This window comes from Actinomadura sp. NPDC047616 (assembly GCF_040642915.1).
In the GTDB taxonomy this organism is placed as follows: domain Bacteria; phylum Actinomycetota; class Actinomycetes; order Streptosporangiales; family Streptosporangiaceae; genus Spirillospora; species Spirillospora miaoliensis.
The window spans coordinates 64640-90933 of record NZ_JBEYTB010000025.1 but is presented as its reverse complement, the minus strand read 5'-3'; the positions used below and the strand labels follow the sequence as shown (position 1 = coordinate 90933).

Annotated in this window: 23 protein-coding genes; 12 read left to right on the top strand and 11 right to left on the bottom strand. The window is 74.3% G+C overall.

From position 1 onward, the window contains the following. Positions 1-76 precede the first annotated feature (76 nt). A complete protein-coding gene (locus ABZ801_RS38965) occupies positions 77-433 on the top strand; it encodes a YciI family protein (protein WP_360708280.1) in 357 nt (118 codons plus the stop codon). Positions 434-468: 35 nt separating this feature from the next. After that, entirely contained in the window at positions 469-1704 is a 1236-nt protein-coding gene (locus tag ABZ801_RS38960) for an RNA polymerase sigma factor (protein ID WP_360708278.1), read from the top strand. 46 nt (positions 1705-1750) lie between these two features. Here ABZ801_RS38960 and ABZ801_RS38955 read toward each other — a convergent pair whose 3' ends face one another. From ABZ801_RS38955 to ABZ801_RS38940, 4 genes are read right to left on the bottom strand one after another with little or no spacing between them, the layout of a single operon-like run. Beyond that, a complete protein-coding gene (locus ABZ801_RS38955) occupies positions 1751-2920 on the bottom strand; it encodes an ROK family protein (protein WP_360708275.1) in 1170 nt (389 codons plus the stop codon). 18 nt (positions 2921-2938) lie between these two features. Next, positions 2939-3817 (bottom strand): carbohydrate ABC transporter permease, encoded by an 879-nt coding sequence (locus ABZ801_RS38950; protein WP_360708272.1) that lies wholly within the window; start codon positions 3815-3817, stop codon positions 2939-2941. Next, on the bottom strand, positions 3814-4827 hold the full coding sequence (locus ABZ801_RS38945; protein ID WP_344953607.1) for a sugar ABC transporter permease: 1014 nt from the start codon (positions 4825-4827) through the stop codon (positions 3814-3816). Before ABZ801_RS38945 ends, ABZ801_RS38950 begins: the two co-directional genes overlap by 4 nt. 31 nt (positions 4828-4858) lie before the next feature. Beyond that, entirely contained in the window at positions 4859-6250 is a 1392-nt protein-coding gene (locus ABZ801_RS38940) for an extracellular solute-binding protein (protein ID WP_360708268.1), read from the bottom strand. A gap of 228 nt (positions 6251-6478) precedes the next feature. Between ABZ801_RS38940 and ABZ801_RS38935 the strand changes: the two genes are divergently transcribed. From ABZ801_RS38935 to ABZ801_RS38925, 3 genes are all read left to right on the top strand, one after another. Beyond that, positions 6479-7261: a sugar phosphate isomerase/epimerase family protein gene (locus ABZ801_RS38935; RefSeq protein WP_360708265.1), complete on the top strand. Its 783-nt coding sequence runs from the start codon at positions 6479-6481 to the stop codon at positions 7259-7261. Continuing rightward, positions 7258-8574: a hypothetical protein gene (locus ABZ801_RS38930; RefSeq protein ID WP_360708262.1), complete on the top strand. Its 1317-nt coding sequence runs from the start codon at positions 7258-7260 to the stop codon at positions 8572-8574. Before ABZ801_RS38935 ends, ABZ801_RS38930 begins: the two co-directional genes overlap by 4 nt. A gap of 205 nt (positions 8575-8779) precedes the next feature. Beyond that, positions 8780-10561, top strand: a complete 1782-nt coding sequence (locus ABZ801_RS38925) for a substrate-binding and VWA domain-containing protein (protein WP_360708259.1) — start codon at positions 8780-8782, stop codon at positions 10559-10561. 24 nt (positions 10562-10585) lie between these two features. Here the strand turns inward: ABZ801_RS38925 and ABZ801_RS38920 are convergent, their stop codons facing one another. The 5 genes from ABZ801_RS38920 to ABZ801_RS38900 form a co-directional block, all read right to left on the bottom strand. Continuing rightward, positions 10586-11557, bottom strand: coding sequence for a helix-turn-helix transcriptional regulator (locus ABZ801_RS38920; protein ID WP_360708257.1), 972 nt, complete (start codon positions 11555-11557; stop codon positions 10586-10588). Between the two features lie 121 nt (positions 11558-11678). Next, entirely contained in the window at positions 11679-12797 is a 1119-nt protein-coding gene (locus tag ABZ801_RS38915) for an isoaspartyl peptidase/L-asparaginase (protein WP_360708254.1), read from the bottom strand. 80 nt (positions 12798-12877) lie between these two features. After that, positions 12878-13681, bottom strand: a complete 804-nt coding sequence (locus ABZ801_RS38910; RefSeq protein ID WP_360708251.1) for an SDR family oxidoreductase — start codon at positions 13679-13681, stop codon at positions 12878-12880. Between the two features lie 88 nt (positions 13682-13769). Beyond that, on the bottom strand, positions 13770-14807 hold the full coding sequence (locus ABZ801_RS38905) for an MBL fold metallo-hydrolase (RefSeq protein WP_360708249.1): 1038 nt from the start codon (positions 14805-14807) through the stop codon (positions 13770-13772). Positions 14808-14903: 96 nt separating this feature from the next. Continuing rightward, on the bottom strand, positions 14904-15779 hold the full coding sequence (locus ABZ801_RS38900) for a hypothetical protein (protein ID WP_360708246.1): 876 nt from the start codon (positions 15777-15779) through the stop codon (positions 14904-14906). 149 nt (positions 15780-15928) lie between these two features. Between ABZ801_RS38900 and ABZ801_RS38895 the strand changes: the two genes are divergently transcribed. Continuing rightward, positions 15929-16435: a hypothetical protein gene (locus tag ABZ801_RS38895; protein WP_360708243.1), complete on the top strand. Its 507-nt coding sequence runs from the start codon at positions 15929-15931 to the stop codon at positions 16433-16435. Positions 16436-16447: 12 nt separating this feature from the next. Here ABZ801_RS38895 and ABZ801_RS38890 read toward each other — a convergent pair whose 3' ends face one another. Next, a complete protein-coding gene (locus ABZ801_RS38890; RefSeq protein WP_360708241.1) occupies positions 16448-17788 on the bottom strand; it encodes a M20/M25/M40 family metallo-hydrolase in 1341 nt (446 codons plus the stop codon). 213 nt (positions 17789-18001) lie between these two features. Between ABZ801_RS38890 and ABZ801_RS38885 the strand changes: the two genes are divergently transcribed. The 5 genes from ABZ801_RS38885 (at position 18002) to ABZ801_RS38865 (ending at position 23764) form a co-directional block, all read left to right on the top strand. Further along, on the top strand, positions 18002-19606 hold the full coding sequence (locus tag ABZ801_RS38885; RefSeq protein ID WP_360708239.1) for an ABC transporter substrate-binding protein: 1605 nt from the start codon (positions 18002-18004) through the stop codon (positions 19604-19606). Positions 19607-19612: 6 nt separating this feature from the next. Continuing rightward, positions 19613-20539, top strand: coding sequence for an ABC transporter permease (locus ABZ801_RS38880; RefSeq protein ID WP_360708236.1), 927 nt, complete (start codon positions 19613-19615; stop codon positions 20537-20539). Continuing rightward, on the top strand, positions 20532-21506 hold the full coding sequence (locus ABZ801_RS38875) for an ABC transporter permease (RefSeq protein WP_344953566.1): 975 nt from the start codon (positions 20532-20534) through the stop codon (positions 21504-21506). The genes ABZ801_RS38880 and ABZ801_RS38875 overlap by 8 nt, the downstream gene beginning before the upstream one ends. Positions 21507-21510: 4 nt before the next feature. Then, positions 21511-22572: an ABC transporter ATP-binding protein gene (locus ABZ801_RS38870; RefSeq protein WP_360708233.1), complete on the top strand. Its 1062-nt coding sequence runs from the start codon at positions 21511-21513 to the stop codon at positions 22570-22572. Between the two features lie 73 nt (positions 22573-22645). Then, positions 22646-23764, top strand: a complete 1119-nt coding sequence (locus ABZ801_RS38865; protein ID WP_360708364.1) for a dipeptide ABC transporter ATP-binding protein — start codon at positions 22646-22648, stop codon at positions 23762-23764. On the opposite strand, the gene ABZ801_RS38860 is transcribed toward ABZ801_RS38865, so the two are convergent. Next, positions 23753-25360 (bottom strand): phosphodiester glycosidase family protein, encoded by a 1608-nt coding sequence (locus ABZ801_RS38860; protein WP_360708230.1) that lies wholly within the window; start codon positions 25358-25360, stop codon positions 23753-23755. The two genes, ABZ801_RS38865 and ABZ801_RS38860, sit on opposite strands and share 12 nt — an antisense overlap. A 64-nt stretch (positions 25361-25424) precedes the next feature. On the opposite strand from ABZ801_RS38860, the gene ABZ801_RS38855 reads away from it, so the two are divergent. Beyond that, the gene (locus tag ABZ801_RS38855) at positions 25425-26291 is read left to right on the top strand and encodes a fused MFS/spermidine synthase (RefSeq protein ID WP_360708227.1); all 867 of its coding nucleotides are present in this window, start codon (positions 25425-25427) and stop codon (positions 26289-26291) included. Positions 26292-26294 lie beyond the last annotated feature (3 nt).

Here is a 26294-nt window from a genome sequence, read left to right as displayed (position 1 = left end):
ATCCGGCCGCCGCCCGTTCGACGCACAGGTGACGGCGGGGAGAGCCCCCGCCGTCCGGAGCGACGAAGGAGCCGTCATGCCGCGATACATGGTCCTGATCCGCATGGACGAGCACGCCATGCCCCACATGGAGCCCGACCCCGGGTTCGAGCAGCGCGTGGGCGAGCTGTTCGAGGAGATCACCAGGGCCGGGGTCATGCTGGACACCGCCGGGCTCACCCCCACGGCCCAGGGCACCCGGCTCACCTGGTCCGGCGGCGAGGTCGGCCAGACCGACGGGCCGTTCACCGAGACCAAGGAGGTCGTCGGCGGGTACGCGATCATGCAGTGCAAGGACAGGGCCGAGGCCCTGGAGTGGACCCGCCGGTTCCTGCGCACCCATCCCGAGCACTGGTCGTTCACCGCCGAGGTGCGGGAGATCGAGCAGGGCTGACCGGTTGCCCGTGCGCTCGCCGCCTGCTGTGATGGGTGTTCGTGACGGACACGGGGCAGACGGTCGAGGCGGTCTTCCGGATCGAGTCCGCGCGGATCATCGCCGGTGTCGCCCGCATCGTGCGGGACGTGGGCATCGCCGAGGAGATCGCGCAGGACGCGCTGGTCGCCGCCCTCGAACAGTGGCCTGAGTCGGGCGTCCCGGACAACCCGGGCGCCTGGCTCATGGCCACCGCCAAGCACCGCGCCATCGACCTGGTCCGCCGCCGGGAGACCTACGCCCGCAAGCTCGCCGAGGTCGGCCGGACCCTGGCGGACGCGCCGCCGCCCGGCCCGCCCGCCGACCCCGACGACATCGACGACGACCTGCTGCGGCTGATCTTCACCGCCTGCCATCCGGTGCTGTCCACGCGCGCCCGCATCGCGCTCACGCTGCGGCTGCTCGGCGGGCTGACCACGCAGGAGATCGCCCGCGCCTTCCTGGCCTCCGAGCCCGCCGTCGCGCAGCGGATCGTCCGCGCCAAACGCGCCCTGGCCAGGGCGGGGGTGCCGTTCGAGGTGCCCTACGGCCCCGACCGGGACGCGCGCCTGTCGTCGGTGCTGGAGGTCATCTACCTGATCTTCAACGAGGGGTACTCGGCGACGTCCGGCGACGACCTCGTCCGCCCGGGGCTGTGCGAGGACGCGCTGCGCCTGGCCCGCGTCCTGCAGGGCCTCATGCCGCGCGAACCCGAGGTGCACGGTCTGGCCGCGCTGCTGGAGCTGCAGTCATCGCGCATCGCCGCCCGCACCGGCCGCGACGGCGAACCCGTGCTGCTGGCCGACCAGGACCGCACCCGCTGGAACCGCATGCTCATCCTGCGCGGCCTGGACGCCCTGACCCGCGCGGGCCAGGGCCCGTACTCGACGCAGGCCGCGATCGCCGCCTGCCACGCCCGCGCCGTCCGTTACGAGGACACCGACTGGGCCATGATCGCCGCCCTCTACGACCGGCTGATGGCGCTCGCCCCCTCGCCGGTGGTCGCGCTGAACCGGGCCGTCGCCGTCTCCATGGCGCACGGCCCCGCCGCCGCCCTGGAACTCGTCGACGCCCTCAAGGACGAACCGGCCCTGAGCGGCTACCACCTGCTGCCGAGCGTCCGCGGCGACCTCCTGCGCCGCCTCGGCCGCCCCGACGAGGCCCGCGCGGAGTTCCACCGCGCCGCCGCGCTCACCGGCAACGAACGCGAACGCGACCTGCTCCTGCGCCGAGCCTCGGCCGACCCGTCCTGACGGGAGCGCGGACGGCTCCGCGCGGTTCAGGACGGCTCCGCGCGGTTCACCGGCGGGCGGCGAGGCGGGCGTCGGCCTCGATGGGGGAGTACAGGTGCTCCACCACCAGGGCGGCGGCGCCGCGGGTGCCGGCGCGTTCGCCGAGCGTGCCGGTGAGGACCTGCAGGTGGCGGGTGGCGCGGGGCAGGGCCCGCTGGTAGAGCGTCTCGCGGACGCCGGTGACGAAGTGGGTCTCGGCGAGGTCCCCGGCGATCATCAGGATGCCGGGGTTGAGCGTGCACACGACGGTGGTGAGCACCTCGCCGACGCGGCGTCCGGCCTCGCGCGCCAGCCGCACCGCCTCGGGACGCCCGGCCAGCAGGTGCTCGCGCACGCGCGCGCCCGACTCGGCCGGGACGCCGAGCGCGCTCAGCCGCCGGGCCAGGGCACCGCCGCTGGCGACCGCGGCCAGGCAGCCGTGCATGCCGCACATGCAGCGCGCCTCGCTGTCGTGCAGCCGGATGTGGCCGATGTCGCCCGCCCCGCCGTCCACGCCCCGGTACACCGCGCCGTCGACCACCACCCCGGCGCCGATCCCGGTGGACACCTTGACCAGGACGAACGCCCGGCAGCCGGGATGGGCGGCGGACTGCTCGCCGAGCGCCATGAGGTTGGCGTCGTTGTCGACCAGCACCGGCACGTCGAACGAGCGGCGCAGGTGCTCGCGGATCGGGTAGCCGTCCCAGCCGGGCATGATCGGCGGCTCGACGACCCGGCCGGTGCCGAACTCGACCGGCCCGGGAACGGCCACGCCGATGCCGCAGACCTCGCCGGGGGCGCGTCCGGCGGAGTGCAGCAGGCCGGTGAACCACACGCTCAGCTCGTCCAGGACGCGCTGCGGCCCGTCGGCGATGTGCAGCGGCCCGGTGTGCTCGGCCAGCGGGCGCCCGCCCAGGTCCAGCACGGCGGCGCGGGCGTGGGTGGTGTCCAGGTCGGCGGCGAGCACCACGGCGTGGTCCTCGGCGAACACCAGGCGGGTCGGGGGACGCCCGCCCGTCGACGAGGCCACGCCCGACTCGCGCAGCCACCCCGCCTGCAGCAGCGGTTCGAGCCGCTGCCCGAGCGTCGAGCGCGACAGGCCGGTGACGGCCTGCAGCTCGCCGCGGGTGCGGGCCCGCCCGCCGCGGACGAGCGCCAGCAACTGCCCCGACGTCGCCGGCGCCGCACCACCCGTCATGGCTCCCCCTCCGAGGCCTCAGCCCTTGTCGGCACCCGTCGTCAGCCCCTCGGTGAGCATGCGCTGCACCGCGTAGAACAGCGCGACCACCGGGACGGTCAGCACCACCGACCCGGCCATCAGCACCGTCTTGGGCACCTCGATCCCGCTGGACAGCTGCTGCAGCCCCAGCGAGACCGTCCACCGCGACGGGTCGGCCGCCAGGAACAGCAGGGCGAACAGGAACTCGTTCCAGGCGATCATAAAGACGTACAGGCCGGTGGCCATGAGCGAGGGCGCGGCCAGCGGCAGCACCACCGACCAGATGGTGCGCAGCCGCGAGCAGCCGTCCAGGGCCGCGGCCTCCTCCACACTTACCGGGATCGTGGCGAAGTAGTTGCGCAGCATGTAGACCGACACCGGGACGGTCTGCGCCACGTACACGATCGCCAGCCCCACCAGGCTGCCCTGCAGTCCCATCTTGGCGAACATGACGAACAGCGGCACCGCCAGCAGCGTCGCCGGGAACAGGTACACCGCGAAGAACAGCGCGCTGATCTGGCGGCGGCCGAAGAAGCGCAGCCGCGCCGCCGCGTACGCGCCCGGCACCGCGGCGGCCAGGCTGAGCGCCAGCGCGCCCAGCGAGACCAGGGCCGAGTTGCGCAGGAACAGCAGGAAGCCCTGGCCGCCGTCGTCCACCGAGCGCAGCACGTCCCGGTAGGTGTCGAGGGTGAACTCCGACGCGTCCACCCAGAGGCGTCCCGGGTCGAGCAGCAGCCGGTCGATGGGCTTGACCGACAGCAGCACCATGTAGCAGAAGGGGAACAGCACGATGACCGCCAGGAAGGCGATCACGACCAGGCGCAGCGCGCCGAACAGCCGCTCCTCGAACCGCGCCCGCGTCATGCCCTGCCTCAACGTCCCTCCTCCTCCTGGTGCCGGGCCGCGACGAACCGGCCGAACACGCCGAGCAGCACGGCCAGCAGCACCGCCAGCACCAGCGCCTGCGCGGCGGCGGCGCCCACGTCGAACCGGGCGGTCAGGAAGTTGAACACCCGCACCGCCGCCACGTCGGTGCCCGCCCCGCCGCCGGTGAGCAGGTAGACGTCGTCGAACTTGTTGAACGTCATGATGAAGCGCAGCACCGCCAGCAGCGCGATCACCGGCCACAGCTGCGGCAGCAGGATGTGCCGGAACCGCTGGGTGAGCGTGGCGCCGTCCACCATCGCGGCCTCCTCCAGCGACGGCGGCACCGCCTGCAGCCGGGCCAGCAGGAACAGGAACGCGAACGGGAAGTACCGCCACGTCTCGAACGCGATCACGGTCAGCAGCGCCACCGGGACGGGGACGTCCAGCCCGAGCAGCGACAGCGTGGCCTCGCGGCGGCCGAGGAAGTCCATCGGCCGGTCCCAGCCGAACAGCGACCGGCCCCACGCGTTCACCACCCCGAACTCGGGGCTGAGCATGATCTCCCAGACGAACGTCACCGCCACCACCGGCGCCACGTACGGCAGCAGCATCGCGCCGCGCAGCAGGCCCAGCCCGCGGAACGGGCGGCGCAGCGCCAGCGCCGCGACCAGCCCGAGCCCGATCGAGCCGACGGTGCCGCCGACCGCGTAGACGAGCGTGGTGACCAGCGAGCTCCAGAACCCCGACGAGGAGAACACCTGCGTGAAGTTGCGCAGCGTCCAGTCGCCGAACAGGCCGCCGTCGTGGATGTCGACCAGCCGGGACCGCTGGAAGGCCAGCAGCACCGTCCACGCGATCGGCACCACCACCACGACGAGCACAACGACGAGCGTGGGGGAGACGAACGCGAGCCCGGCGCGGTTCTCACGGGCGGCCAGGGTGCGGCGGCCGCGCGGCGGCGCTCCGGTGCCGCCGTCGCCGGGCGGGGCCCCGCGCGAGGGGCTGAGCTGGGTCGTCATCGGTCAACCTCACCAATCGCGAAGGGGCGGGTCATTCGAGGGAGCTGCGGATCTCGGCGACGTCGCCGTCGGCCTGCCGGGCGGCCCCGGCGGCGTCGGTCTGCCCGGACGCCAGGGCCGCCAGCACCTTGGGCACCGGAAGCTCGCCCATCATGGCGCCGACGAGCACGCCCTGGTTCTGCAGGATCCCCCAGCGCTGCATCCGGTCGACGCCGTACCGGACCTGGTCGATCGTCTCCTTGGGATAGATCTGCGACAGCGGCGCGGTGCCCTGCGCCTTGGCCGCCTCCCACTGCCGCTGGAAGCGCCGCGGATCGGAGGGTGTGCCGTTGCGCGCCGGGACCTTGCCTTCGGGCGCCATGCCGAACCAGTCGGCGTAGCCCTCGTCGAACATGTACCGGACGAACCGTTCCGAGGACGCCGTGTGCGCCGTCCGGGTGATCACCCATGAGGTCACCTCGCCGTACTGGGCCGAGCCGCCGGGCCCGGAGATCGCGGTGACCACCCCGCTGTTCTTCGCCAGGAAGCGCGGGTCGGCGCGGCACTCGGGGCAGCTCGGCAGGACGTCCTCGCGCAGGCCCGCCAGCTCGTCCAGCAGCATCGACGACCAGATGATCATCGCGGAGCGGCCGGCGAAGTAGGTGGCGCGGGTGGAGTCGACGGTCTGCGCGCCCTGCGCCGAGTACCTGCCGCTCAGCTCCCCGTACAGGGAGAACGCGGCGCGGCAGGGCGGGGTGTCGAGCGCGACCTCGCCGTCGCGGCCGGTCAGGTGGCAGCCGCCCGCCAGCGCGAGGTCCTCGAAGCTCTGCTGGGTGAACGGGTCGGAGGGGTCGTTGGCCAGGGAGATCCCGTTCAGGCCCGGGCGGTGCAGGGTGCGGGCGGCCGTCAGGAGGTTCTGGTAGGAGTCCGGCGGGGCCAGGCCCGCCCGCTGGAACAGGTCCCTGCGGTAGACGATCAGCTGCGTCCACGAGTCGCTGGGCACGGCGAGCTGACGTCCGCCGTCACGGGTGAACTCCAGGGCCCGCCGGTTGAACGTGCCCGCGCCGAGCCGGTCGACGACCCGTCCGGCGGCGGCCGTGTCGACCAGCTCGCCCGCGGCCATCTGCCGGACCGACGCCAGCGGCACCGCGCCGATCACGTCCGGCAGCCGCCCGGCCGCGGCCGCCGCCATGATCATCTGGCTGAGCCGGCCCTCGTCGACCGTGACGAGCCGCGTCCGGATTCCGGTGTCGCGGGTGAAGCGCTCCAGGATGCCGCGGGTGATGCGGGCCCGCTCGGTGACGTTCTCCAGGCTCCACACCGTGATGGTGCGGCCGTCGCCCCGGCCGGTGCCGGAGCAGGCCGCGAGCAGGGCCGCGCACAGCGCCGCGGCCAGTGCCGCCGCGAGCGTCCTCCTCGGCCCCGCCCGCCGTGTCCCATGCATCGGTCTCCTCCCGCGTCCAGGGTCGGCCACAAGGCCGCCGCCGACTTGCCGTAGAGGGCATGGAACCATTACTTATGTGTTACAGCAAGACATAAGTCAGGATCTTCTCGGTCGAAACACGACCACTACCGCCGGATGACCGCGCCATAGTGGCGCGTGAAGGGATGCCCGTGGAAAGAGTCGTCCAGTCCGCCGGACGCGCGCCGCGCAACGTGCTGGAGTGCTGACGTGGACCGGATCTCATGCCAGGAGCGGCTGCTGCCCGGACGCACCCTCCGGCACCGCTGGGACTTCGCCGTCCGGGCCGGGTACGCGGCGATCGAGCTGTGCGCACCGGGCGAGCCGCGCGACCGCCTGCCCGAACTGCGCGCGGCGGCGCGCGACGGGGTCGTCATCCGCACCGTGTGCGCCGGGACGCCGCCGGACACGAACGACCCGGGGGCGTGGCGGGACGCGGCCGAACGGGTCAGGACGCATCTGTCGGTGATCGCCGAGCTGGGCGGGGCCGGGGTCGTCACCCCCGTGCCCACGCCGCCGTCCTCCGACGGCGCGGCCGGTGACCGTGGACCGTTCCCGGACGTCGTGGCCGAGCTCGGCGAGCACGCGGCCAAGGAGGGCGTCACGCTGTTCCTCGCGCCGCTCAACCGCTACGAGCACCCCACGGTGAACCGGCTGGAGCAGGCCGTCGCCCTCGTCCGCGAGGTGGGGCTCGGCTCGGTGCGCGTGGCCGCCGGGACGTTCCACATGAACATCGAGGAGGCCGACCCCGCCGCGGCCGTCCTGGCGGCGGCGCCGTGGCTGGGGCACGTGCACCTCAGCGACTCCAACCGCCTGCCGCCGGGCGCCGGCCACCTCGACTGGCCGGTGCTGCTCGGCGCCCTGGACGCGGCCGGCTACGACGGCGACCTGGCGGTCGAGGGCCGGGTCCCGGACGAGCCGGAGAAGGCCATGGCGTCGGTCCCCGCCTTCCTGCGGCGGGCGTCGCTCCGGCCGGGGAGGGCGGCGCCGTGAGCTTCTCCGCGACCGTGCGGGCGACCCGTTCGGACCCCCTGGACGTCGCCGGCCTGCGCCGGGCCGCCGCCCGCGTCCTGCTGACGAACTGGACGGGCTCGTCGACCGTGCCGTCCCGCACCCTGTACCCGCACCAGTGGAGCTGGGACTCGGCGTTCATCGCGCTCGGCCTGCGGCACCTGTCGCCGCGCCGGGCCCAACGCGAACTGGAGACGCTGCTGGGCGCCCAGTGGGACGACGGGCGCCTGCCGCACATCGTCTTCGACACGGCGACCCCGGCGGACGCCTACTTCCCCGGCCCGCACTTCTGGCGCGCGGGGCCGTACCCGGGCGTGCGCACCTCCGGGATCGTCCAGCCGCCCGTGCACGCCCTGGCCGCGTGGGAGGTGTTCCGGGCCGACCCGGCCGAGGCCGGGCGGCGCCGCTTCCTGTCCCGCGCCTATCCGCGGCTGGCCGCCTGGCACCGCTACCTGGGCACGCGCCGCGACCTGGGCGGGCGCGGCCTGGCGGCGATCGTCCATCCGTGGGAGTCGGGCATGGACAACAGCCCGTGCTGGGACGGCCCGCTGGCCCGTGTCGAGCCGGTGCCGCCGTCCCGGTTCCGGCGCCGCGACCTCGACCACGCCGCCTCGGCCGACCGTCCCACCGACCTGGACTACGGCAGGTACGTGCGGCTGGCCTCCGACTACCGCGACCACGGCTACGACGACGCCGCCACGCCGCACGCGTTCGCCGTCGAGGACCCGGCGTTCAACGCGCTGCTGGTGCTGTCCGAGCTGGCCCTGGCGCGCGTCGCCGACGCGGTCGGCGCCGACCCGGCCCCGCACCGCAAGCGCGCCGAGGAGATCACCGCGGCGCTGCTGGACCTGCTGTGGGACGCGCCGAGCGGCCTGTTCCTGTGCCGCGACCTCGTCGGCGGCGGGCTGATCCGCGAGTACGGCGTCGCCGGGCTGGTGCCGCTGGCCGTGCCCGGGCTGCCGGTCGCCGCCGACCTGCTGCGCACCGCGGCCGGCGAGCGGTTCGGGCTGGGCCGCGTGCACATGGTGCCCAGCTACGACCTGACCGGCCACGCGTTCGAACCCGCCCGCTACTGGCGCGGGCCGAGCTGGTTCAACATCAGCCGGCTCGTCCATCTGGGGCTGCTCGAACACGGCGAGACGGCGCGGGCGGACGCGCTGCGCGCCTCGATGCTGCGCGCGGCCGCCCGGTCGGGCTTCGCCGAATACGTCGACCCGCTGACCGGCGAGGGGCACGGCTCCACCGGCTTCGCCTGGACGGCCGCCACCGTCCTGGACCTGCTCGCCCGCGGCTGACCGGAGAACCGGGCGATTTCACATGGCGGCCCGATCCGGGATTGCCCCGAAGATCGGACATGGTGGAGGGTTCGCCTGGCGACGAATCCGGAGTTCTTGACAGATTTCCGGGGTCTTCGTCTAATGCAGGTCCGGCATGTCGCGGCACGGCCGGGCCGTGCGCCTTCGGGGGGCCGAACGGGGGTGGTCGACGAAGCGAGGGCCGATGAGCGTTCACCGCGGTCACCGGGCGCGCCGCGCCCCGTCCCGGCATCCGGTGCGGGCGATGCTCGCCGCGACCGCGGGCCTGGTGGTGCTCACCGGGGTCGGCGCGTACGCCCTCACCCGGGCGGCCGGATGCGCCGTCGACGACCGGTTGACCCTCGACGTGGCGGCCGCGCCCGAGCTGGCGCCCGCCCTGCACGCCGCGGCGGACCGCTTCGCCCTGCTGCGGCACCGCGTGGACGGGCGGTGCGTGCGGGCGCGCGTCCGCCCCGCCGACCCCGCCGCCATGACCACCCTGCTCACCGGGCAGGGCGTGGTGCCCGGCGCCGGCGCCCGGCCCGACGTGTGGATCCCCGACTCGGCGCTGTGGACCTCCCTGGTGCGCACCGCGCCCGGCGGCGGACGGCCCTTCCAGCCGCGGCCCACGTCCGTCGCGCGTTCCCCGATCGTGGTCGGCGTGCCGCGCGCGGCCGCGCCGCCCACGCCGCAGACGTCCTGGGACCGGCTGCTCGAACCCGCCGCCGCCGTCGCTGGCGCCGACCGGAACCCGCGGGATGCCCAGGAGCCGCGGAACCCCGCGGACGCGGAGGAGGCCGCCGACTCGCCGTCCGCGCAGGCCGCCCGTCCGCGCGTTCCCGACCCGGCGCGCAGCGCGACCGGCCTGGCCGCCCTCGTCGTCGCCGACGACCTGCTGGCCGGCGTCCCCGAGCGGCAGGCCGTGTTCACCGGCCTGGTGCGGGCCGTCCGCGAGAACGCCGTCCCGTCGGTGAGCGGCGCCCTGGCCGAGGCCGCCCGGGGACGGCCCGGCACGGTGCTGGCGTCCGAGCAGGCCGTGTTCGCCTACAACCGGAGCGGCCCGCCCCACCCGGCGTCGGCGCTCTATCCGGCGGAGGGCACGGTGTGGCTGGACTACCCCTTCGCCATCACCACCGGCGACCGCGACCGGGCCCGTGCCGCGCGCCTGCTGGAGGACGCCCTCACCGACGAGCGCACCGCCGCCGAGCTGCGCGCGTACGGGTTCCGCACCTCCTGGGCGCGGGGGCCCGCGTCGTTCGGGCCGGGCACCGGCACCCAGGACGGATCGCCGCGGGCGCTGCCGCCGCCCGCACCCGCCGACGTGCGGCGGATCGTCCAGTCCTACGCCCGCCTGTCGCTGAGCACCCGGCTGCTGGTGCTGTTCGACATCTCCGGCTCGATGGCGGAGAAGGTCGCGCCCGGCGTCGACCGGCTGCAGGCGACCGCGGCGGTCGCCCAGACGGGGCTGCAGCTGCTGGCCGACGACAGCGAGCTGGGCGTCTGGGTGTTCTCCACGCACCTGAAGGGCGACCAGGACTGGGTGGAGCAGGTGCCGCTCGCCCCGCTCGGCGAGCGCATCGGCTCGGTCACCCACCGCCAGCGCATCCTGTCGCAGTTCGGCCGCCTGGAGGCCGAGCGCGGCGGCGACACCGGCCTGTACGACTCGCTGCTGGCCGCGTTCCGGTTGATGCGGCGCACCTACAAGCCGGAGATGGTCAACACGGTGCTGGTGTTCACCGACGGCCGCAACGAGGACGACGAGGGCGCCTCCTTCGAGGAGACGCTGGCCGGGCTGCGCCGCGAGTACGACCCGAGGCGGCCGGTCCAGGTGATCCTGCAGGGCTACGGCGAGGACGTGGCGGTGGAGGAGCTGGAGGGGCTCGCCCAGGCCACCCGGGGCATCGTGCAGATCGCCCACACCCCCGAGGAGAGCAAGCGGCTGTTGCTGGAGGCGATGTCGCGCCGCGTCTGCACCCCCGACTGCTGAAACCGGGGGCGCGGACCCGCCGCCTCAGGTCTCGTCGATGACGGCCCGCAGGATCCGCGGGGTCTCGGTGGCGGGCTCGGCCAGCGTGGCCATCTGGTTGAGGGTGTGCCGGAAGGCGTCGACGTCCTCGGGCTTGTCGACGTACTCGGCGCCGTTCGGCCGCGCCAGGTACACCACGTCCGGGAGTTCGGCCTCGGACTGGCGCAGCAGCGTGATCGGGCCGCCGACGCCCGGGTAGCCGCCGGCGGCGAACGGCATCACCTGCACGGTGACGTGCGGCAGCCGGGACATCTCGGCCAGATGCCGCAGCTGCGCGCGCATGACCTCGGCCCCGCCGAACGGGCGGCGCAGCGCGGCCTCGTCGATCATCGCCCACAGGTGCGGCGGACGGGACCGCTCCAACATCCGGCCGCGCCGCATCCGCAGCTCCACCCGGCGCTCGACGGTCTCGGCCGGCTCGTCGCCGTGGGTCAGCGCGATCACCGCGCGGGCGTAGTCGGGCGTCTGCAGCAGTTCGGGCACCACGTGCGACTCGTGGCAGCGGACCACCCCGGCGGACTGCTCCAGCCCCAGGTACGTCTCGTACCACTGCGGGATGATCTCGTGGTAGGGCTGCCACCAGCCCGGCGTTCCCGCCTGCTCGGCCAGCGCCAGCAGCACCGCCCGCTCGGCCTCGTCGGTCACCCCGTACAGGGTGAGCAGGTCGGTCAGGTCGCGCTCCTTGAACCCGGTGCGGCCGGTCTCCATCCGGCTGATCTTGGACTCGGAGCCGCGGATCAGCCTGCCCGCCTCCGCGCGGCCGATCCCGCGCTCCTCCCGCAGCGCGCGCAGCCGCGCCCCCAGCAGCATGCGCGCCACGGTGGGCCCCGGCGCCATCTCGTCCGGTCCGGGCTCGCGCGGCCGCGCCAGCGAGGCCAGCTGGACGCTCAGCACGCGGCGGGGCGAGGCGAGCCCGCCCGCCGCCGGCTGCGGATCACCGTACGCGTCGTCCGACACCGAACCTCCTCCCGAGCGCGTGGCCGGGCGCGGCCACCGGACAAATGTATGCGCAACGGGCACTGCTGTCAGCGCCTGACAGAGAGCCGCAGGTCCCGGGCGCGGACCGTCCGCCGGGCGGTCACCGGGCCGGGGTCTCGTCGTCGTACAGCCGGGTCACGATCCTGCCGTCCCGGGTGAGATAGCCGTTGATGACGCCCTTGGTGCTGTGCGGGGCGGCGAAGTTGCCGCGCGGGTCCAGCGCGATCGCCGCGCCCGTGGCGCCCAGCGCCGGGATCTTCTCGGTGATCACCTTGGCGGCGGCCGCGTGCACCGGCTGCCGGGTGTACTCCATGAGCGCGGAGATGTCGTGGGCGGCCACGCCGCGGATGAACGCCTCGCCGGTGCCGGTGCACGACACCGCGACGGTGCGGTTGCTGGCGTAGGTCCCGGCGCCGATGACGGGGGAGTCGCCCACCCGCCCGACCTGCTTGTTGGTCAGCCCCCCGGTGGACGTGGCGGCCGCGACGTTGCGTCCGCCGTCCACCGCCACCGCGCCGACCGTGCCGCCGACCTCGGTGTGCTGCGGCCGGGCGGCGGACGCGGCGCCACCGCCGGCGGTGTTGCCCTTGGCGGCCATGAGCTGGTCCCAGCGCTTCTGCGTCCAGAAGTAGTCCTGGGGCGTGTACGGGACGCCGTTGCGCAGGGCGAACTGGTCGGCGCCCTTTCCCGCCATGAACACGTGCGGCGACTTCTCCATCACCATCCGCGCGAGCGAGATCGGGTTCTTGGTGTTGTGCACCCCGGCGACGGCGCCCGACCGCAGGTCCTTGCCGTTCATGATGGACGCGTCGAGTTCCTGCTCGGCGTCGGTGTTGAACACCGCGCCCTTGCCGGCGTTGAAGTTCGGGTCGTCCTCCAGCACGTTGACGGCCTTCTCGACGGCGTCCAGCACCGGACGGCCGTCCTTGAGCGCCGCGTGCCCGGCCTTCAGCGCGCGGGTCAGCCCGTCCCGGTACGCCTTCTCCTGCTCGGGGGTCAGGCTGCCGCGCGGCAGGGACCCCGCCCCGCCGTGCACCGCGATGACCACGTCCCGCACGACGGGCTGCGCGGGCGCGGCCTGGGCCGGCGCCTGCGCGGGGGACTGGGCGCGGACGGCGGCGCCGGCCGTCGTCTGGGCGCCCGACAGGCCGGCGACCAGGACGCCGAGCCCGGTGAGCAGCGGCAGGACACGCTTGGCGGGCAGGGTGCGGGACGGCATGGGGACCTCCTCGGGGAGCCGGACGCCCCGGTTCTCCCCACGGCCCCCAGAGGCCACACGAGCAAAACCTGCCAAACGCCTTACATCACCCAGCGGCGGAAGCCGCCCTCGCTGTTGATCACCTGCCCGGTGATCCACGCGGCGTCGTCGGACACCAGCCAGCGCACCAGCCGCGCCACGTCCTCGGGCCGGCCCCAGCGCCCGGCGGGCAGCGCCCGGCCCACCCGCCGCGTCAGCTCCTCGTCGGCCCAGCCGGTGTCCACCGGGCCGGGGTTCACCGCGTTGACGGTGATGCCCCGGTCGGCCAGCGCGTCCGACAGGCTCAGCGTCATCTGGTGGATCGCGCCCTTGCTGATCGCGTACGGCAGCTCCCCGCTCATCGGCGCCAGGTGCTGGCCGGAGGTGAACAGCACCACGCGGCCGCCGGGACGCGCGTCGTCGTGCGCGGCCGCGAACGCCTGGGTGAGCAGCACGCCGGCGCGCGTGTTCACCGCCCAGCTCAGGTCCAGCTCGTCGGCGGTGACCTCGGCCAGCGTCTGGTAGGAGCTGCGCGCGTGGTTGACCACCAGCACGTCCACCGCGCCGAACGTGTCGACCGCGTGGGCCACGACCCGCGCGGGCGCGGCCGGGTCGGCGAGGTCGGCGGCGAGGTGCGCCAGGTGCGGACCGGTGCCGCCGAGCTCGGAGAGCACGCCGTCGATCCCGGCGGGGTCGGCGCCCCAGGGCTGCTCGGCGTCCGCGGGCGCCCACGAGTGCGCCAGCACGCGGGCGCCCGCCGCCAGCAGGTCGCGCGCCACGGCGAACCCGATGCCCTGGCGGCGGCTCACCCCCGTCACGATCGCCACGCGGCCGTCCAGGGGCAGGGTGCTGTGAGGGTTCGTCATGGCGCCACACCGTCGCGGCTCGCCGCCTCGGCCGTCAACACGTTTTCCGCGCCCGGGGCGCCGCCCGCGGATCCGCGGCGGCGCGGTCTCAGGGGCGGACCGCGTAGCGGCGCACGCCGCCGTCCTCGGACACGTCGAGCACGCCCTGGTCGGCGAGCACGTCGAGATGCGCGTCGATCTCCAGCACGGCCAGCATGCGGCTGAACACGTCCAGGTCGTCCAGCGTGCGGCGCCGCCGCGTCCACGGCATGGCGGCCGCCACCTCGAACGCCGTGGACCGTCCCGCGCGCACCTGCCCGGCGGCGACGTCGAGCCGTTCCTCGTGGTGGCGCAGCAGCTCCTCGACGCGCGTGCGGGTGCTCGGCGCGACCGGGCCGTGCGCGGGCAGCAGCAGCGTGTCGGGCATGTCGCGGACGAGCCGCAGCGACGCCAGGTAGCTGCGCAGCGGCTTGGGCTCCGGCTCGGTCTCCAGCCCGATCGACGGGGTGATGTGCGGCAGCACGTGGTCGCCGGCGAACAGCAGCCCGGCCGCGGCGTCGCGCAGCACGACGTGCCCGCGGGTGTGGCCGGGCGTGGCGAACACGTCCAGGCCCCGGCGGGTCAGCGCGACGCGCTCGCCGTCGTCCAGCCACGCGTCGGGCAGCGTGTGCGGCAGGTCGCGCTCCTCGGGCCGCACGCCCAGCGCGGCGATCTCGTCGGCGATCTGGAACGCGCCGCACCGGCGCAGCAGCTCCACCTGACGCGGATGCAGGCCCTTGCTCACGTCGAACGCCTCGAGGGAGTGCCGTTCGCCGCGGCCGATGCGCACCCGCGTGCCGAACTCCTCGCGCAGCGCCAGGGCCTGCGAGTAGTGGTCCCAGTGGGCGTGGGTGACCAGGAACTGCGCCACGTCGTCGAGGCGGTGCCCCAGCAGGCGCAGCGCCCCCTCCAGCGTCCTGCGGGTGTCCGGCATCGCCCAGCCGGAGTCCACCACGACCAGCCCGCCCGGGTCCTCGATCACGTAGACGTTGACGGCGTGCAGGGACGCGACGGGCAGCGGGAGGGGGATGCGGTGGACGCCCGGGGCGACGGGGTGCGCGCCCGGCTCGGTCCAGTCCGCGGGCTGCTCCAGGGCCGGTACCGCCACCTGCGTTCCTCCAGTTCTCGGCCGCGATGTCCAGGGGTGACGGTACCTCATGCCAGAATCGCGTTCTGAATTCGGGGGTGCGGGCCGGCCGCGGCGTCACCGGGGGCGGGCGGCCTCGTCGGCGGCGCCGCGGGCCCGGGCGGCGGCCTGCGCGGCGTGCGAGCGCGCCTCCTCGGCCCGGTCGAGACGGCGCCGCGCCGCCTCCTCGCGCTCGACGGCCCTGTCCAACTCGCGCCGCAGCCGCCTGACGTCGGCGGCGGCCTCGGCCAGATGCTCCTTGGCGGCGACCACCTCGGCGTCGTGCTCGGCGAGGGCGCGCTCCGCCTGCTCGGCGCGCGCGGCGGCCTTCCGTGCGTGTTCCTCCTGTGCGCTGCGGGCCCTGTCCCGGGCGGCCTGCCCGGCGCGCTGACGTTCGGCGGCCTGCGATTCGGGCCGATTCTCGGCCTTCCCGCGGGCCTTGGCCGGCTGCGGCGGGCGCGGCCGGGGCGGGGCGAGGGCGAACCCGGCCGGGACGAAACCGGCGTGGCTGCGCGGCCTGGTCAGGCGCCCCTCCCGGACCTCCTCGGCCACGTCGGTGTCCACGGTGGCCGCCTGCAGGGTGTCCTCGACCTCGCGGACGGCGTCGTCGCGCAGCGGATGGCCCGCCTCGCGCGCCAGCCGCCCCGCCGTGCGCACCAGCAGCGTGACCAGCTCACCGCGCCGCTGCTCCAGCCCGCCGATGGGACCGCCGGACGCCCACGCCTCGCGCATCTGCTCCCCGACGTCGAGCAGCCACCCCAGTTCCTCGCCCGCCGCACGGCTCAGCAGGTTGACCGCCCAGGCGGGCAGCGTGGGACGCCGCAGGGCGCCGACGCGCTTGGCGAGCGCCGCGTCGCCCGCCCTCCGGGCCTGTTCGACGAGCCGCTTGCGCGTGGCCACGAACTCCTCGGGCGTCACCCCGTACAGCTCGTGCGCGGCACTGGAGAAGTCCACACCCCACCCTTACCCGCGCGGCGGTGCCGTCAGGGCGTCCGGCGCGAGGGCCGGCGGCCGCTCCGGCGGCGCCGCGTGACATTCCCCACGGCCCCTGACGCTGATCAAGACAACTGATCGGGAACGTCGGTGCCGGAGGGAGCGGGGCGATGGGCTTCTGGGGCTATCTCGTGGTGGGGCGGGACGACCGTCCGCTGCCGGAGCTGTACACGATGCGGCCCTACCACAGCGGGATCGCCGGGAACCGGGCGCGCGCCGACAACTGGCAGGTCTGCTCGCTCGGCTCGGGCGTCGCCGTCCCCGACACCGTGCGGCTGCTGGTGGACCTGTCGGCCGAGACGCGCGCGCCCGCCCTCATGGCCTCGGTCGTCAACGACGACTGCGTGTCGGTCGAGGGGTTCAGCTCGGACGGCTACTGGCAGGCGTGCCCGCCCAGGCGGGGCCGGGACGGGGCCGCCGCCGGCCGGTGGGAGCTCCGCGAGGAGGCGTGCGCCCGCGAGGCCGCCGCCCGCGCGGCGGGCTGGGCGGTGGCCGCCGGCCGCTCTGTCACGGCCGAGCCGATCGCGGCCCTGCTGATCACGTGCGGCGACCGCCGCGTCGACGGCTTCTTCGAGGAGTTCCTCGTCCGGCTCGGACTCGGCCCCTGCCCCAACTAGCGTCCGCCCGCCTCAGCGGGTGTCGAGGAAGCGGTCCAGGACGCGGGTGCCGAACCGCAGGCCCTCCACGGGGACGCGCTCGTCCACGCCGTGGAACATGCCCTGGTAGTCCAGGTCCGGGCCGAGCAGCAGCGGCGCGAACCCGAAGGTGCGGATGCCGATCCGGTGGAACGCCTTGGCGTCGGTCCCGCCCGACATCACGTACGGCACCGGATGCGCGGCCGGGTCCTCGGCCCGCAGCGCGCCGGCCAGCGCCGCGAACGTCGGCCCGGCCGGGTCGGCGGACGGCGCGTCGTCCTCGTTGATGAACTCGCGCGTCACCGCCGGGCCGAGCAGCCGGTCCACGGTGGCCAGGAACTCCTCCTTGGTGCCGGGCAGGAAACGGCCGTCGACCTGCGCGGTCGCCATCCCCGGCACGACGTTGACCTTGTAGCCGGCGTCCAGCCGGGTCGGGTTCAGCGAGTTGCGGATCGTGCCCTCGAACAGCCGGCCGACCCGGCCGAGCCGCCGGGCCTCCTCGTCCAGCCGGTCGTGGTCGATGGTGGTGCCGAGCGCGTCGGCCAGGCCGTCCAGCAGCGCCCGCACGCCCGGGGTGAGCCGCACCGGCCACTCGTGGGCGGCCAGCCGCGACACCGCGTGGCACAGCTCGGCGACGGCGTTGTCGGGCGCGGGCTTGGAGCCGTGCCCGGCCGTGCCGCGCGCGGTCAGCCGCATCCACGTCGTGCCGCGCTCCCCGGTGGCGATCGGGTAGATGCGCTTTTCGGGCAGGGACCCGTCGGCCGCGTGCGGCGTGACGCTGAACCCGCCGGACTCGCTGATCGCCTCGGTGACGCCGGTGAAGAACTCGCGGTGCTCGCGCGCCACGTGGTACGAGCCGAGGCGGCCCGTGCACTCCTCGTCGGCCAGGAACGCCAGCACCAGGTCGCCGCGCGTGCGGCGGCCCTCGCGCAGCCGCTGCCGCACCACCGCCAGCGTCATGGCGAGCGTGCCCTTCATGTCGACGGCGCCGCGCCCCCACACGCAGCCGTCGCGCACCTCGCCGGAGAACGGGTGCACCGTCCACTCGGCCGCGTCGGCGGGCACCACGTCCAGGTGCCCGTGGATCAGGAAGGCCGGGGCCGACGGGTCGGTGCCGGGGACGCGGGCCAGCGTGCTCGCCCGCCCCGGCTCCGACTCCACCACGACGGACTCGGCGCCTACCTCGTCCAGCAGCCCGGCCACGTACTCGGCGGCGGGCCGTTCGGGGTGCGCGTCGCCCTCGCCGCGGTTGACCGTGGCGAAGCGGATCAGGGTGGCGCACAGCTCGGCCACCTCCTGCGCCGCCGTGCGCGCGGGCGCCGGGGCCTGGGTCATCGAGGACCGCCTTTCGCAGGGTTCCTTCGTTTTCGTCGTGCGCTGACCTCAACCGATGCCAATGGTCCGAGATCCATGTTTCGATCCGGTGACGAATCGTTCATCGGCGTACCGAAATCGTCCCAGCGGTATGACGCTTCCTGCAACGCGCCGGACCCGGGCGGGACCATCCGTGCCGCGCCCGCGCCAGAGGGCGGTGCCAGAGGGAGGACCATGACCAGTCGCAAGGGGGTGACCCGGCGGGCGGCCGGGCTCACCGTGGTGCTGATGACGCTCGCCATCGGGACCGCGGCCTGCGGAGGCGACGGCGGATCGAGCGACGGCACGTTCGTCGCCGGTCACCCCGAACCCGACCACCTCATCCCGGGCAACACCACCAGCGCCTACTCCTGGGACGTGACGGACGAGCTGTTCGAGAACCTGGTCGGCCTCGACAAGAACGGCAACGTCGTCGAGCAGGCCGCCCAGTCGGTCGAGAGCAAGGACCAGAAGGTCTGGACGATCAAGCTGCGTCCCGGGCAGAAGTTCCACAACGACGAGCCCGTCACCGCCCAGAGCTTCGCCGACGCCTGGAACCACGCCGCCTACGGCCCCAACGGCTTCCAGGGCAACGACTACTTCTCCCAGATCCAGGGGTACGCCGACCTCAACCCCGAGGACGAGAACGCCAAGCCCAAGGCCGACAAGCTGTCGGGCGTCAAGGTCGTCGACGACCTGACCCTGCAGGTCACCCTGGACGCCCCGTTCAGCCAGTTCAAGCTGCTGCTGACCCACCCCGCGTACGCGCCGCTGCCCAAGGCCGCGTTCGCCGACATCAAGGCGTTCGACAACAAGCCGATCGGCAACGGCCCGTACATGATGGACGGCTCCTGGGAGCGCAACCGGCAGGTCAAGCTCAAGGTGTTCCCCGGGTACACCGGCCCGCGCAAGCCCCGCAACAAGGGCGTCACCTGGAAGAGCTACGCCAGCGCCGACACCGCCTACACCGACCTGCGCGCGGGCCGCATCGACGTGATGCAGTCGATCCCCGCGGCCAAGGTGCCCGAGGCGCAGCGGATCCTGGGCGAGCGGGTGCTGCCCCGCCAGACCGGCACGTTCGACTACCTGGGCTTCCCGGTGTTCGACAAGCGGTTCGCCAACCCCGACCTGCGCCGCGCGATCTCCATGGCGATCGACCGCAACGGCATCAACAAGGCCGTCTACAACGGCACCTACACCGTCGCCGACTCGATGCTGCCGCCGCTGATCAAGGGCCACCGCAAGGGCGCCTGCGGCGAGCTGTGCACCTACGATCCGGCCAAGGCCAAGCAGCTGTTCGACAAGGCGGGCGGCTTCTCCGGGACGCTGGAGCTGTACTTCTCCAACGCCCAGCCCAGCTACGAGCAGTGGATGCAGATCGTCGCCAACCAGCTCAAGCAGAACCTCGGCATCCAGGACATCCAGTTCCGCAAGATCCCGGTGTCGGACTACCTGTCGATGCTGCGCGCCCGTGAGGAGAAGGGCCCGTACCGGCAGAACTGGGAGGCCGACTACCCCAGCGCCCAGAACTACCTGGAGCCGCAGTTCCACTCCACCAAGAACCGCATGGGCTGGACCAGCAAGGAGTTCGACGACCTGATCGCCAAGGGCAACGCCGCCCCGACCGAGCAGGAGGCGATCGCCCTCTACAACCAGGCCGAGGACGTGGCGCTGCGCGAGGCCCCGATGGTTCCGCTGTGGATCTGGCAGGGCTTCGGCGGCAAGTCCGACAAGGTGGACAACGTCACCATCACCCCCTACGCCATGGGCCTGGTCACCCACGAAGTGACGGTGAAGTAGCCGGGCATGTGGCGCTATGTCGCGCGGCGGGTGCTGCAGGCGATCCCGGTCTTCCTGGGCACCACGTTCCTGATCTACGCCATGGTGTTCGCCCTGCCCGGCGACCCGATCCAGGCGCTGGCCGGGGAGAAGCCCCTGGCCCCGTCGGTGGTGCACGCGCTGCGGGAGCGCTACAACCTCAACGACCCGCTGCTGGTGCAGTACGTCAAGTACCTGGGCGGGCTGTTCCGGGGCGACCTCGGCGAGACCTTCGACGGGCAGAACGTCGCGGACGTGCTGTCGGGCCGCTGGACGGTCACCGCACAGCTCGCCCTCACCGCGTGGCTGTTCGAGCTGGTCATCGGGATCGCGCTCGGGGTGTGGGCCGGGCTGCGGCGCGGGCGGCTGGCCGACACGCTCGTGCTGGGCGGCACCACCCTCGTCATCGCCGTGCCGGTGTTCGTCCTCGGCTACACCGCGCAGCTCGTCCTCGGCCTGAACCTGGGGCTGTTCCCCACGGCCGGGGCGGACGACGGGTGGCCGATGAGCTACCTGCTGCCGGGGCTGGTGCTCGGGTCGCTGGGCCTGTCGTACGTGGCGCGGCTGACCCGCACCAGCCTGGCCGAGAACCTGCGCGCCGACTACGTGCGCACCGCCCACGCCAAGGGGCTGACCAAGGCGCGCGTCGTCGGCCGGCACACGCTGCGCAACTCGCTGATCCCCGTGGTGACCTATCTCGGCGTCGACTTCGGCTCGCTGATGGGCGGCGCCATCGTCACCGAGGGCATCTTCAACCTGCCCGGCATCGGGCAGCAGGTCTTCGAGTCGATCCAGCTCAAGGAGGGGCCGGTGGTCGTCGGCGCGGTCACCCTGCTGGTGCTGATCTTCCTGGCCGTCAACCTGCTGGTGGACCTGCTGTACGGGCTGCTCGACCCGAGGATCCGCTATGACTGACAAGATCGCAGACGCGGACGACGTGCTGCCGGAGCCGGATGCGCTCGACGCGCCGGACGTGGGCGCGGTCGTCCCCGGCACCACGGCGGCCGTCGCCGCGCAGGCCGGCGGCCTGGTCTCGGGGGCGTCGCTGTGGCAGGACGCCTGGCACGACCTGCGGCGCCGCTGGCTGTTCTGGGCGTCGGCGGCGATCCTGCTGCTGGTGGGCGTCATGGCGGTGGCGCCGGGGCTGTTCACCGACCGCGGCAAGAACGAGAACTGCGACCCCAACGCCTCCAAGCTGCCGCCGGGCGACGGGCACCTGTTCGGCACCGACGTGTCGGGCTGCGACTACTACGCCCACGTCGTCCACGGCGCCCGCCCCACCCTGCTGATCGGCGTGGCGGTGACGTTGTTCGCGCTGGTCATCGCCGTGGTGTTCGGGATGCTGGCGGGCTACTACGGCGGCGCGCTGGACGCCCTCATCGCCCGGATCACCGACGTGTTCTTCGGGCTGCCGTTCGTGCTGGGCGCCACGGTGATCCTGGTGGCCTTCCCCGGGCACGGCATCGGCGCGATGACGCTGGTGCTGGTGCTGCTCGGCTGGACCACCATGATCCGCATCATGCGGGCGCAGGTGATCGCGGTGCGGGACGCCGACTACGTGCAGGCGGCGCGGCTGCTCGGCGCGTCCGACCTGCGCGTCATGCGCCGCCACATCCTGCCCAACGCGATCGCCCCGGTGATCGTGGTGGCCACGCTCAACGTCGGCAACGTGATCGCGGGGGAGGCGACGCTGGACTTCCTCGGCGTGGGCCTGCAGTATCCGCAGGTGTCGTGGGGCCTGCAGCTCAACCAGGCGCAGTCCTACTTCGTCGACCACCCGCATCTGCTGATCTTCCCCGCGGTGTTCCTGTCGGCGACCGTGCTGAGCTTCCTGATGCTCGGCGACGCCGTCCGGGACGCCCTCGACCCCAGGCTGCGGTGACAAGGTGACCGACGTACCGAAGACGACCGGACCGGCGAAGGCCGCCGGACCGGCGGAGCCGACCGGGCCGGCGGAGGCGGCCGGGCTGCTCGAGGTGACGGACCTGAGCGTGGAGTTCGCCGTCCGCGGGCAGACCGTGCGGGCCGTCAACGGCCTGTCGTACACCCTCGGCGAGAGCGAGACCGTCGCGATCCTCGGCGAGTCCGGCTCGGGCAAGAGCGTGGCCGCGCAGGCCGTCATGGGCATCCTGGACACCCCGCCCGCCCGGATCACCGGCGGGTCGGTGCGGCTGCGCGGCGAGGAGCTGCTCGGCATGCCCGAGCGGCGCCGCCGCGCCTACCGCGGCGCCCGCATCTCGATGATCTTCCAGGACGCGCTGACCGCGCTGAACCCGGTGTTCACCGTCGGCGACCAGCTGTCGGAGATGTTCCAGGTGCACCGGGGGATGAAGCGCCGCGAGGCCAGGGCGCGGGCGGTGGAGCTGATGGAGCGGGTGCGCATCCCGGCCGCCCGCACCCGGCTGGGCGACTACCCGCACCAGTTCTCCGGCGGCATGCGCCAGCGCATCATGATCGCCATGGCGCTGGCGCTGGAGCCGGACGTGCTGATCGCCGACGAGCCCACCACGGCGCTGGACGTGACGGTCCAGGCGCAGATCATGCGGTTGCTGGCCGAACTGCGGGACGAGCTGCGCATGGGCATGGTGCTCATCACTCACGACCTGGGGGTGGTGGCGGGCGTCGCCGACCGGATCGTGGTGATGTACGCGGGGTCGGTGGTCGAGCAGGCCACGGCCAAAGAGCTGTACGCGCGGCCCGCCCACCCGTACACGGCGGGGCTGCTGGCGTCGGTGCCGCGGCTGGACCGCAAGGGCGCGCCGCTCGTCCCCATCAAGGGCGCGCCGCCGAACCCGGCCGCGCTGCCGCCCGGCTGCCCGTTCCACCCGCGCTGCCCGCGCGCCGAGGCGGTGTGCGCGGCGGAGCGTCCGCCCGTGGTGGAGGTCGGCGCGCCGGGGCACACCGCCGCCTGCCACTTCGCCGAGGAGGTGCACGGTGCCCGGCAGTGACAACGACGCGTCGGGGGGTCGCGGGGGGTCGTCCCCCCGCCGGGACACGGCTCCGATCCTCCAGGTGGAGGGGCTGGTCAAGCACTACCCCGTCACGCAGGGCGTGGTGTTCAAGCGCACCGTGGGGCGGGTGAAGGCGGTCGACGGCGTCGACCTCGAACTGCGGCGCGGCGAGACGCTCGGCGTCGTCGGGGAGTCGGGGTGCGGCAAGTCGACGCTGGCCAAGCTGCTGCTGGCGGCCGAGCGTCCCACGGCCGGGACGGTGCGGTTCGACGGACGCGACGTGTTCGCGCTGCCGCGCCGCGAGCTGCGGGCGCTGCGCCGCCGCGTCCAGATGGTGCTGCAGGACCCGTACTCGTCCCTCAACCCCCGCATGACCGTCGGCGACATCGTGGGGGAGCCGTTCGAGATCCATCCGGAGGCGGCGCCCAAGGGGGAGCGGCGGGCGCGGGTCCAGGAGCTGCTGGAACTCGTCGGCCTCGATCCCGGGCACGTCAACCGCTACCCGCACCAGTTCTCCGGCGGGCAGCGCCAGCGCATCGGCATCGCCCGCGCGCTGGCGCTGCGGCCGGACGTCATCGTGTGCGACGAGCCGGTGTCGGCGCTGGACGTGTCGGTGCAGGCGCAGGTGATGAACCTGCTCGCCGAGCTGCAACGCGAGCTGGGCCTGGCGTACGTGTTCATCGCGCACGACCTGGCCGCCGTCCGGCACATCTCCGACCGGATCGCGGTCATGTACCTCGGCAAGATCGTCGAGACGGGCGACGAGGCGCGGATCTACGAGCATCCCACCCACCCCTACACGCAGGCGCTGCTGTCGGCCGTGCCCGTCCCGGACCCCGAGGCGCCCGGCGGCTGGGCCGGGGGCGTCGCGCTGGAGGGCGAGCCGCCGTCGCCGATCGACCCGCCGTCGGGCTGCCGGTTCCGCACACGCTGCTGGAAGGCCGCCGAGGTGTGCGCCGAGCGCGAGCCCGCACTGGAGGTGCGGGACGGTTCGGCGCACCCCAGCGCCTGTCACTTCGCCGCGGAGGCGGCCAAAGACGGGGCCGCGGAGGCGGCCAAAGAGGGGGCCGCGGAGGCGGCCGAAGACCGGGCGGCGGAGGCCGCCAAAGACGGGGCGGCGGAGGCGGCCGAAGGCGGGGCGGCCGAGTCGGCCGCCTCGGCCGGGCCGGTCGACGGATCAGCGGGGTAGCAGCAGGATGCCGTCGCCGACGCCGCGTTCGCCCGCGGCGTCGGACGGCCGGTTGACGAGCGCGCCGCCCGCCCGGGCCATCGTCGTGGAGCCGCCGCCGTCCAGGTTCATCGCCTGGACGGCGCCGAGCGCCTTCATCACCCTGGCGGCCTCGTCGACCGACAGGCCCTCGCTGTGGCCCGCGGCGCGGCCGTCCGCCGCCACCAGCAGCAGGCGTCCCTGCGCGTCCACCCCGGCCATCGTGCGCGGGTTACGGCGCAGCACCCAGTTGTAGTAGAACGACTCGTCGTCGCCGGTGTGCACGAGGCCGTCGCCGTAGGCGTTCACCCAGACCCTGCCGTCGCGCACCAGACGCGGGCCCGCGCCCAGGATCGAGGTGCGCGGGTTCAGGGCCACCGGGCGGCCGTCGGCCAGGATCCGCTCGGTGAACGACAGGCGCGTCCCGGGGCGGGCGTGTGCGCGCAGCCAGTCGGCGGCCGTGCCGACGGCCTGGACGGTGCGGCCGTCCGCCGGGATGGCGGCGCCGCGCGTCTCACGCAGCTCGGTGACCCGCCCGTGGCGGTCGAGCACGGCCTCGGCGCCCGCGCCGGACGGGCCGGTCGCGCCGTACCGCGCCGTGAACGCCACCAGCTCGTCCGGGTCGGTGCAGGTGACGTCGTGCTGCGGCCGTTCGGTGGGCTGGTCGCCGCCCACGCCGCCGCAGTTGTTCACCTCGCCGGGGACGCGGTTGAGGCCGTCCAGCTCGCGGCGCGCCCCGCCCTCGGCCCGGACGGTGAACCGCGACGACATGCCGGCGAACCGTACGTTCCTGCCGTCCTCCGGCAGGATCATGGCGGTGCGGCCGTTGTCGGCCTCGCTGAGCACCTGCCCGTTCAGCGCGTACAGCCCCGCCGGGCCGCCCTTGCCCTGCGGCGTGAAGTAGGTGCCGTTGACGCCCGCGATCGCGCCGCCGGCGCGCACCAGCTCGGACACCTTGTTCAGCGAGGTGAGCGGCGCGCTGAGCGACGCCGCCACGCGGCCGCGGAACCGGCGCGGGTCGATCGTCAGGACGTGCACCCGCCACGGCCCGGTGGTGGCGCCGCCGTCCTGCGCGGTGTACGACGTCCCGGCGCGGAAGCCGGCGGCGGTCAGCGCGGGCAGGGCCTTCTGCGCCTCGGCCTCGGTGGCGTACCGGCCGACGCGCACGGTGTAGCCGACCAGGCCCGCCCGCACGTCGGCGAACGCCGGTCCGTGCACGGCCTCCACGCGCGGCTGGAATCCGGCCTCGGTGAGCTGGCGGGCCACGCCCTCGGCGGTCTGCTTCGGCGCGATGACGGCGGTGGCCTTGGCGGGGTCGGGGCGCGGCCCCGGGTCGCCCGACACCGGCAGCCGCACGTGCAGCGTCCAGGCGTCGGCGTCGGACTTGCGGCCGCGCACGATGGAGGTGAGGACGACGCCCGGCGCCAGCCGCTCGGTGGAACGTTCCTCATGCAGCCCGGCCGGGCCGAGCGGCAGCGCGGCGGCCGGCGTGCCGGCCGGGGCGGCGGCGGCCGCCGGGGGGACGAACGCGACGACGGAGCCCACCGACACCGCCGCCGCGACGATCATGCGTTTCATGGGCGTCATGGTGCCGTTCGCCGGTGACGTCCAGGTGACCGGCGGCGGTCCGTAGAGTGGGCCCATGGGGCGCAGACCAAGGGGCGGGGCGGGGCCGAAGTCCGGCGTGTTCAAGGTGGCCGGGGGCGAGGCGGAACTGCTGCGCGACGCCGACCGCGACGGCGGCTGGATGCTGCTGATCGGCGGCGTGCCCCAGTCGTACGTCGACCTGACCGACCCCACCTACCTGGACTTCGAGTACATGCGGCTGATGGGCGACGTGGTCGACCTGATGGCCATGGAGGGGCAGGCCCTGGACGCGGTGCACATCGGCGGCGCCGCGTGCACGCTGCCCCGGTACCTGGCGGCCACCCGTCCCGGGTCGCGCCAGGTGGTGTTCGAGCCGGACGGGCCGCTGGTGCGGCTGGTGCGCGAACGGCTGCCGGTCAAGAACGTCCCCGGGCTGAAGATCCGGGTCGTGGACGGCCGCGCGGGGACGGCGGCGCTGGCCGACGACGCCGACGACCTGCTGGTGGTGGACGCGTTCGCCGAGGCGTCCATGCCGGTCGAGCTGGCGACCCGCGAGTTCACCGGGGACGCGGCGCGGGTGCTGCGGCCCGGCGGCGTGCTGCTGATGAACGTGGCCGACGGGTTCCGCCTGGCCTACGCCCGGCGGGTGGTGGCCACGGTGCGGTCGGTGTTCCGGCACGTGCTGCTGCTGGGCGAGCCGGGGGTGCTGCGGGGACGCCGGTTCGGCAACCTGGTAGTCGCGGCGTCCCAGCGGCCGCTGCCGGTCGACGGCCTGACCCGGCGCGCCGCGGGCGGCGCCGTCCGGGCGCGGCTGATGACCGGCGACGACCTGGCCGGTTTCGCCGCCGGGGCCCGTCCCATCGAGGACGGGGAGCACGTCACCGCGCCCGTCCCGCCCGACCAGGTGTTCGGCCGCCCCTAGCCG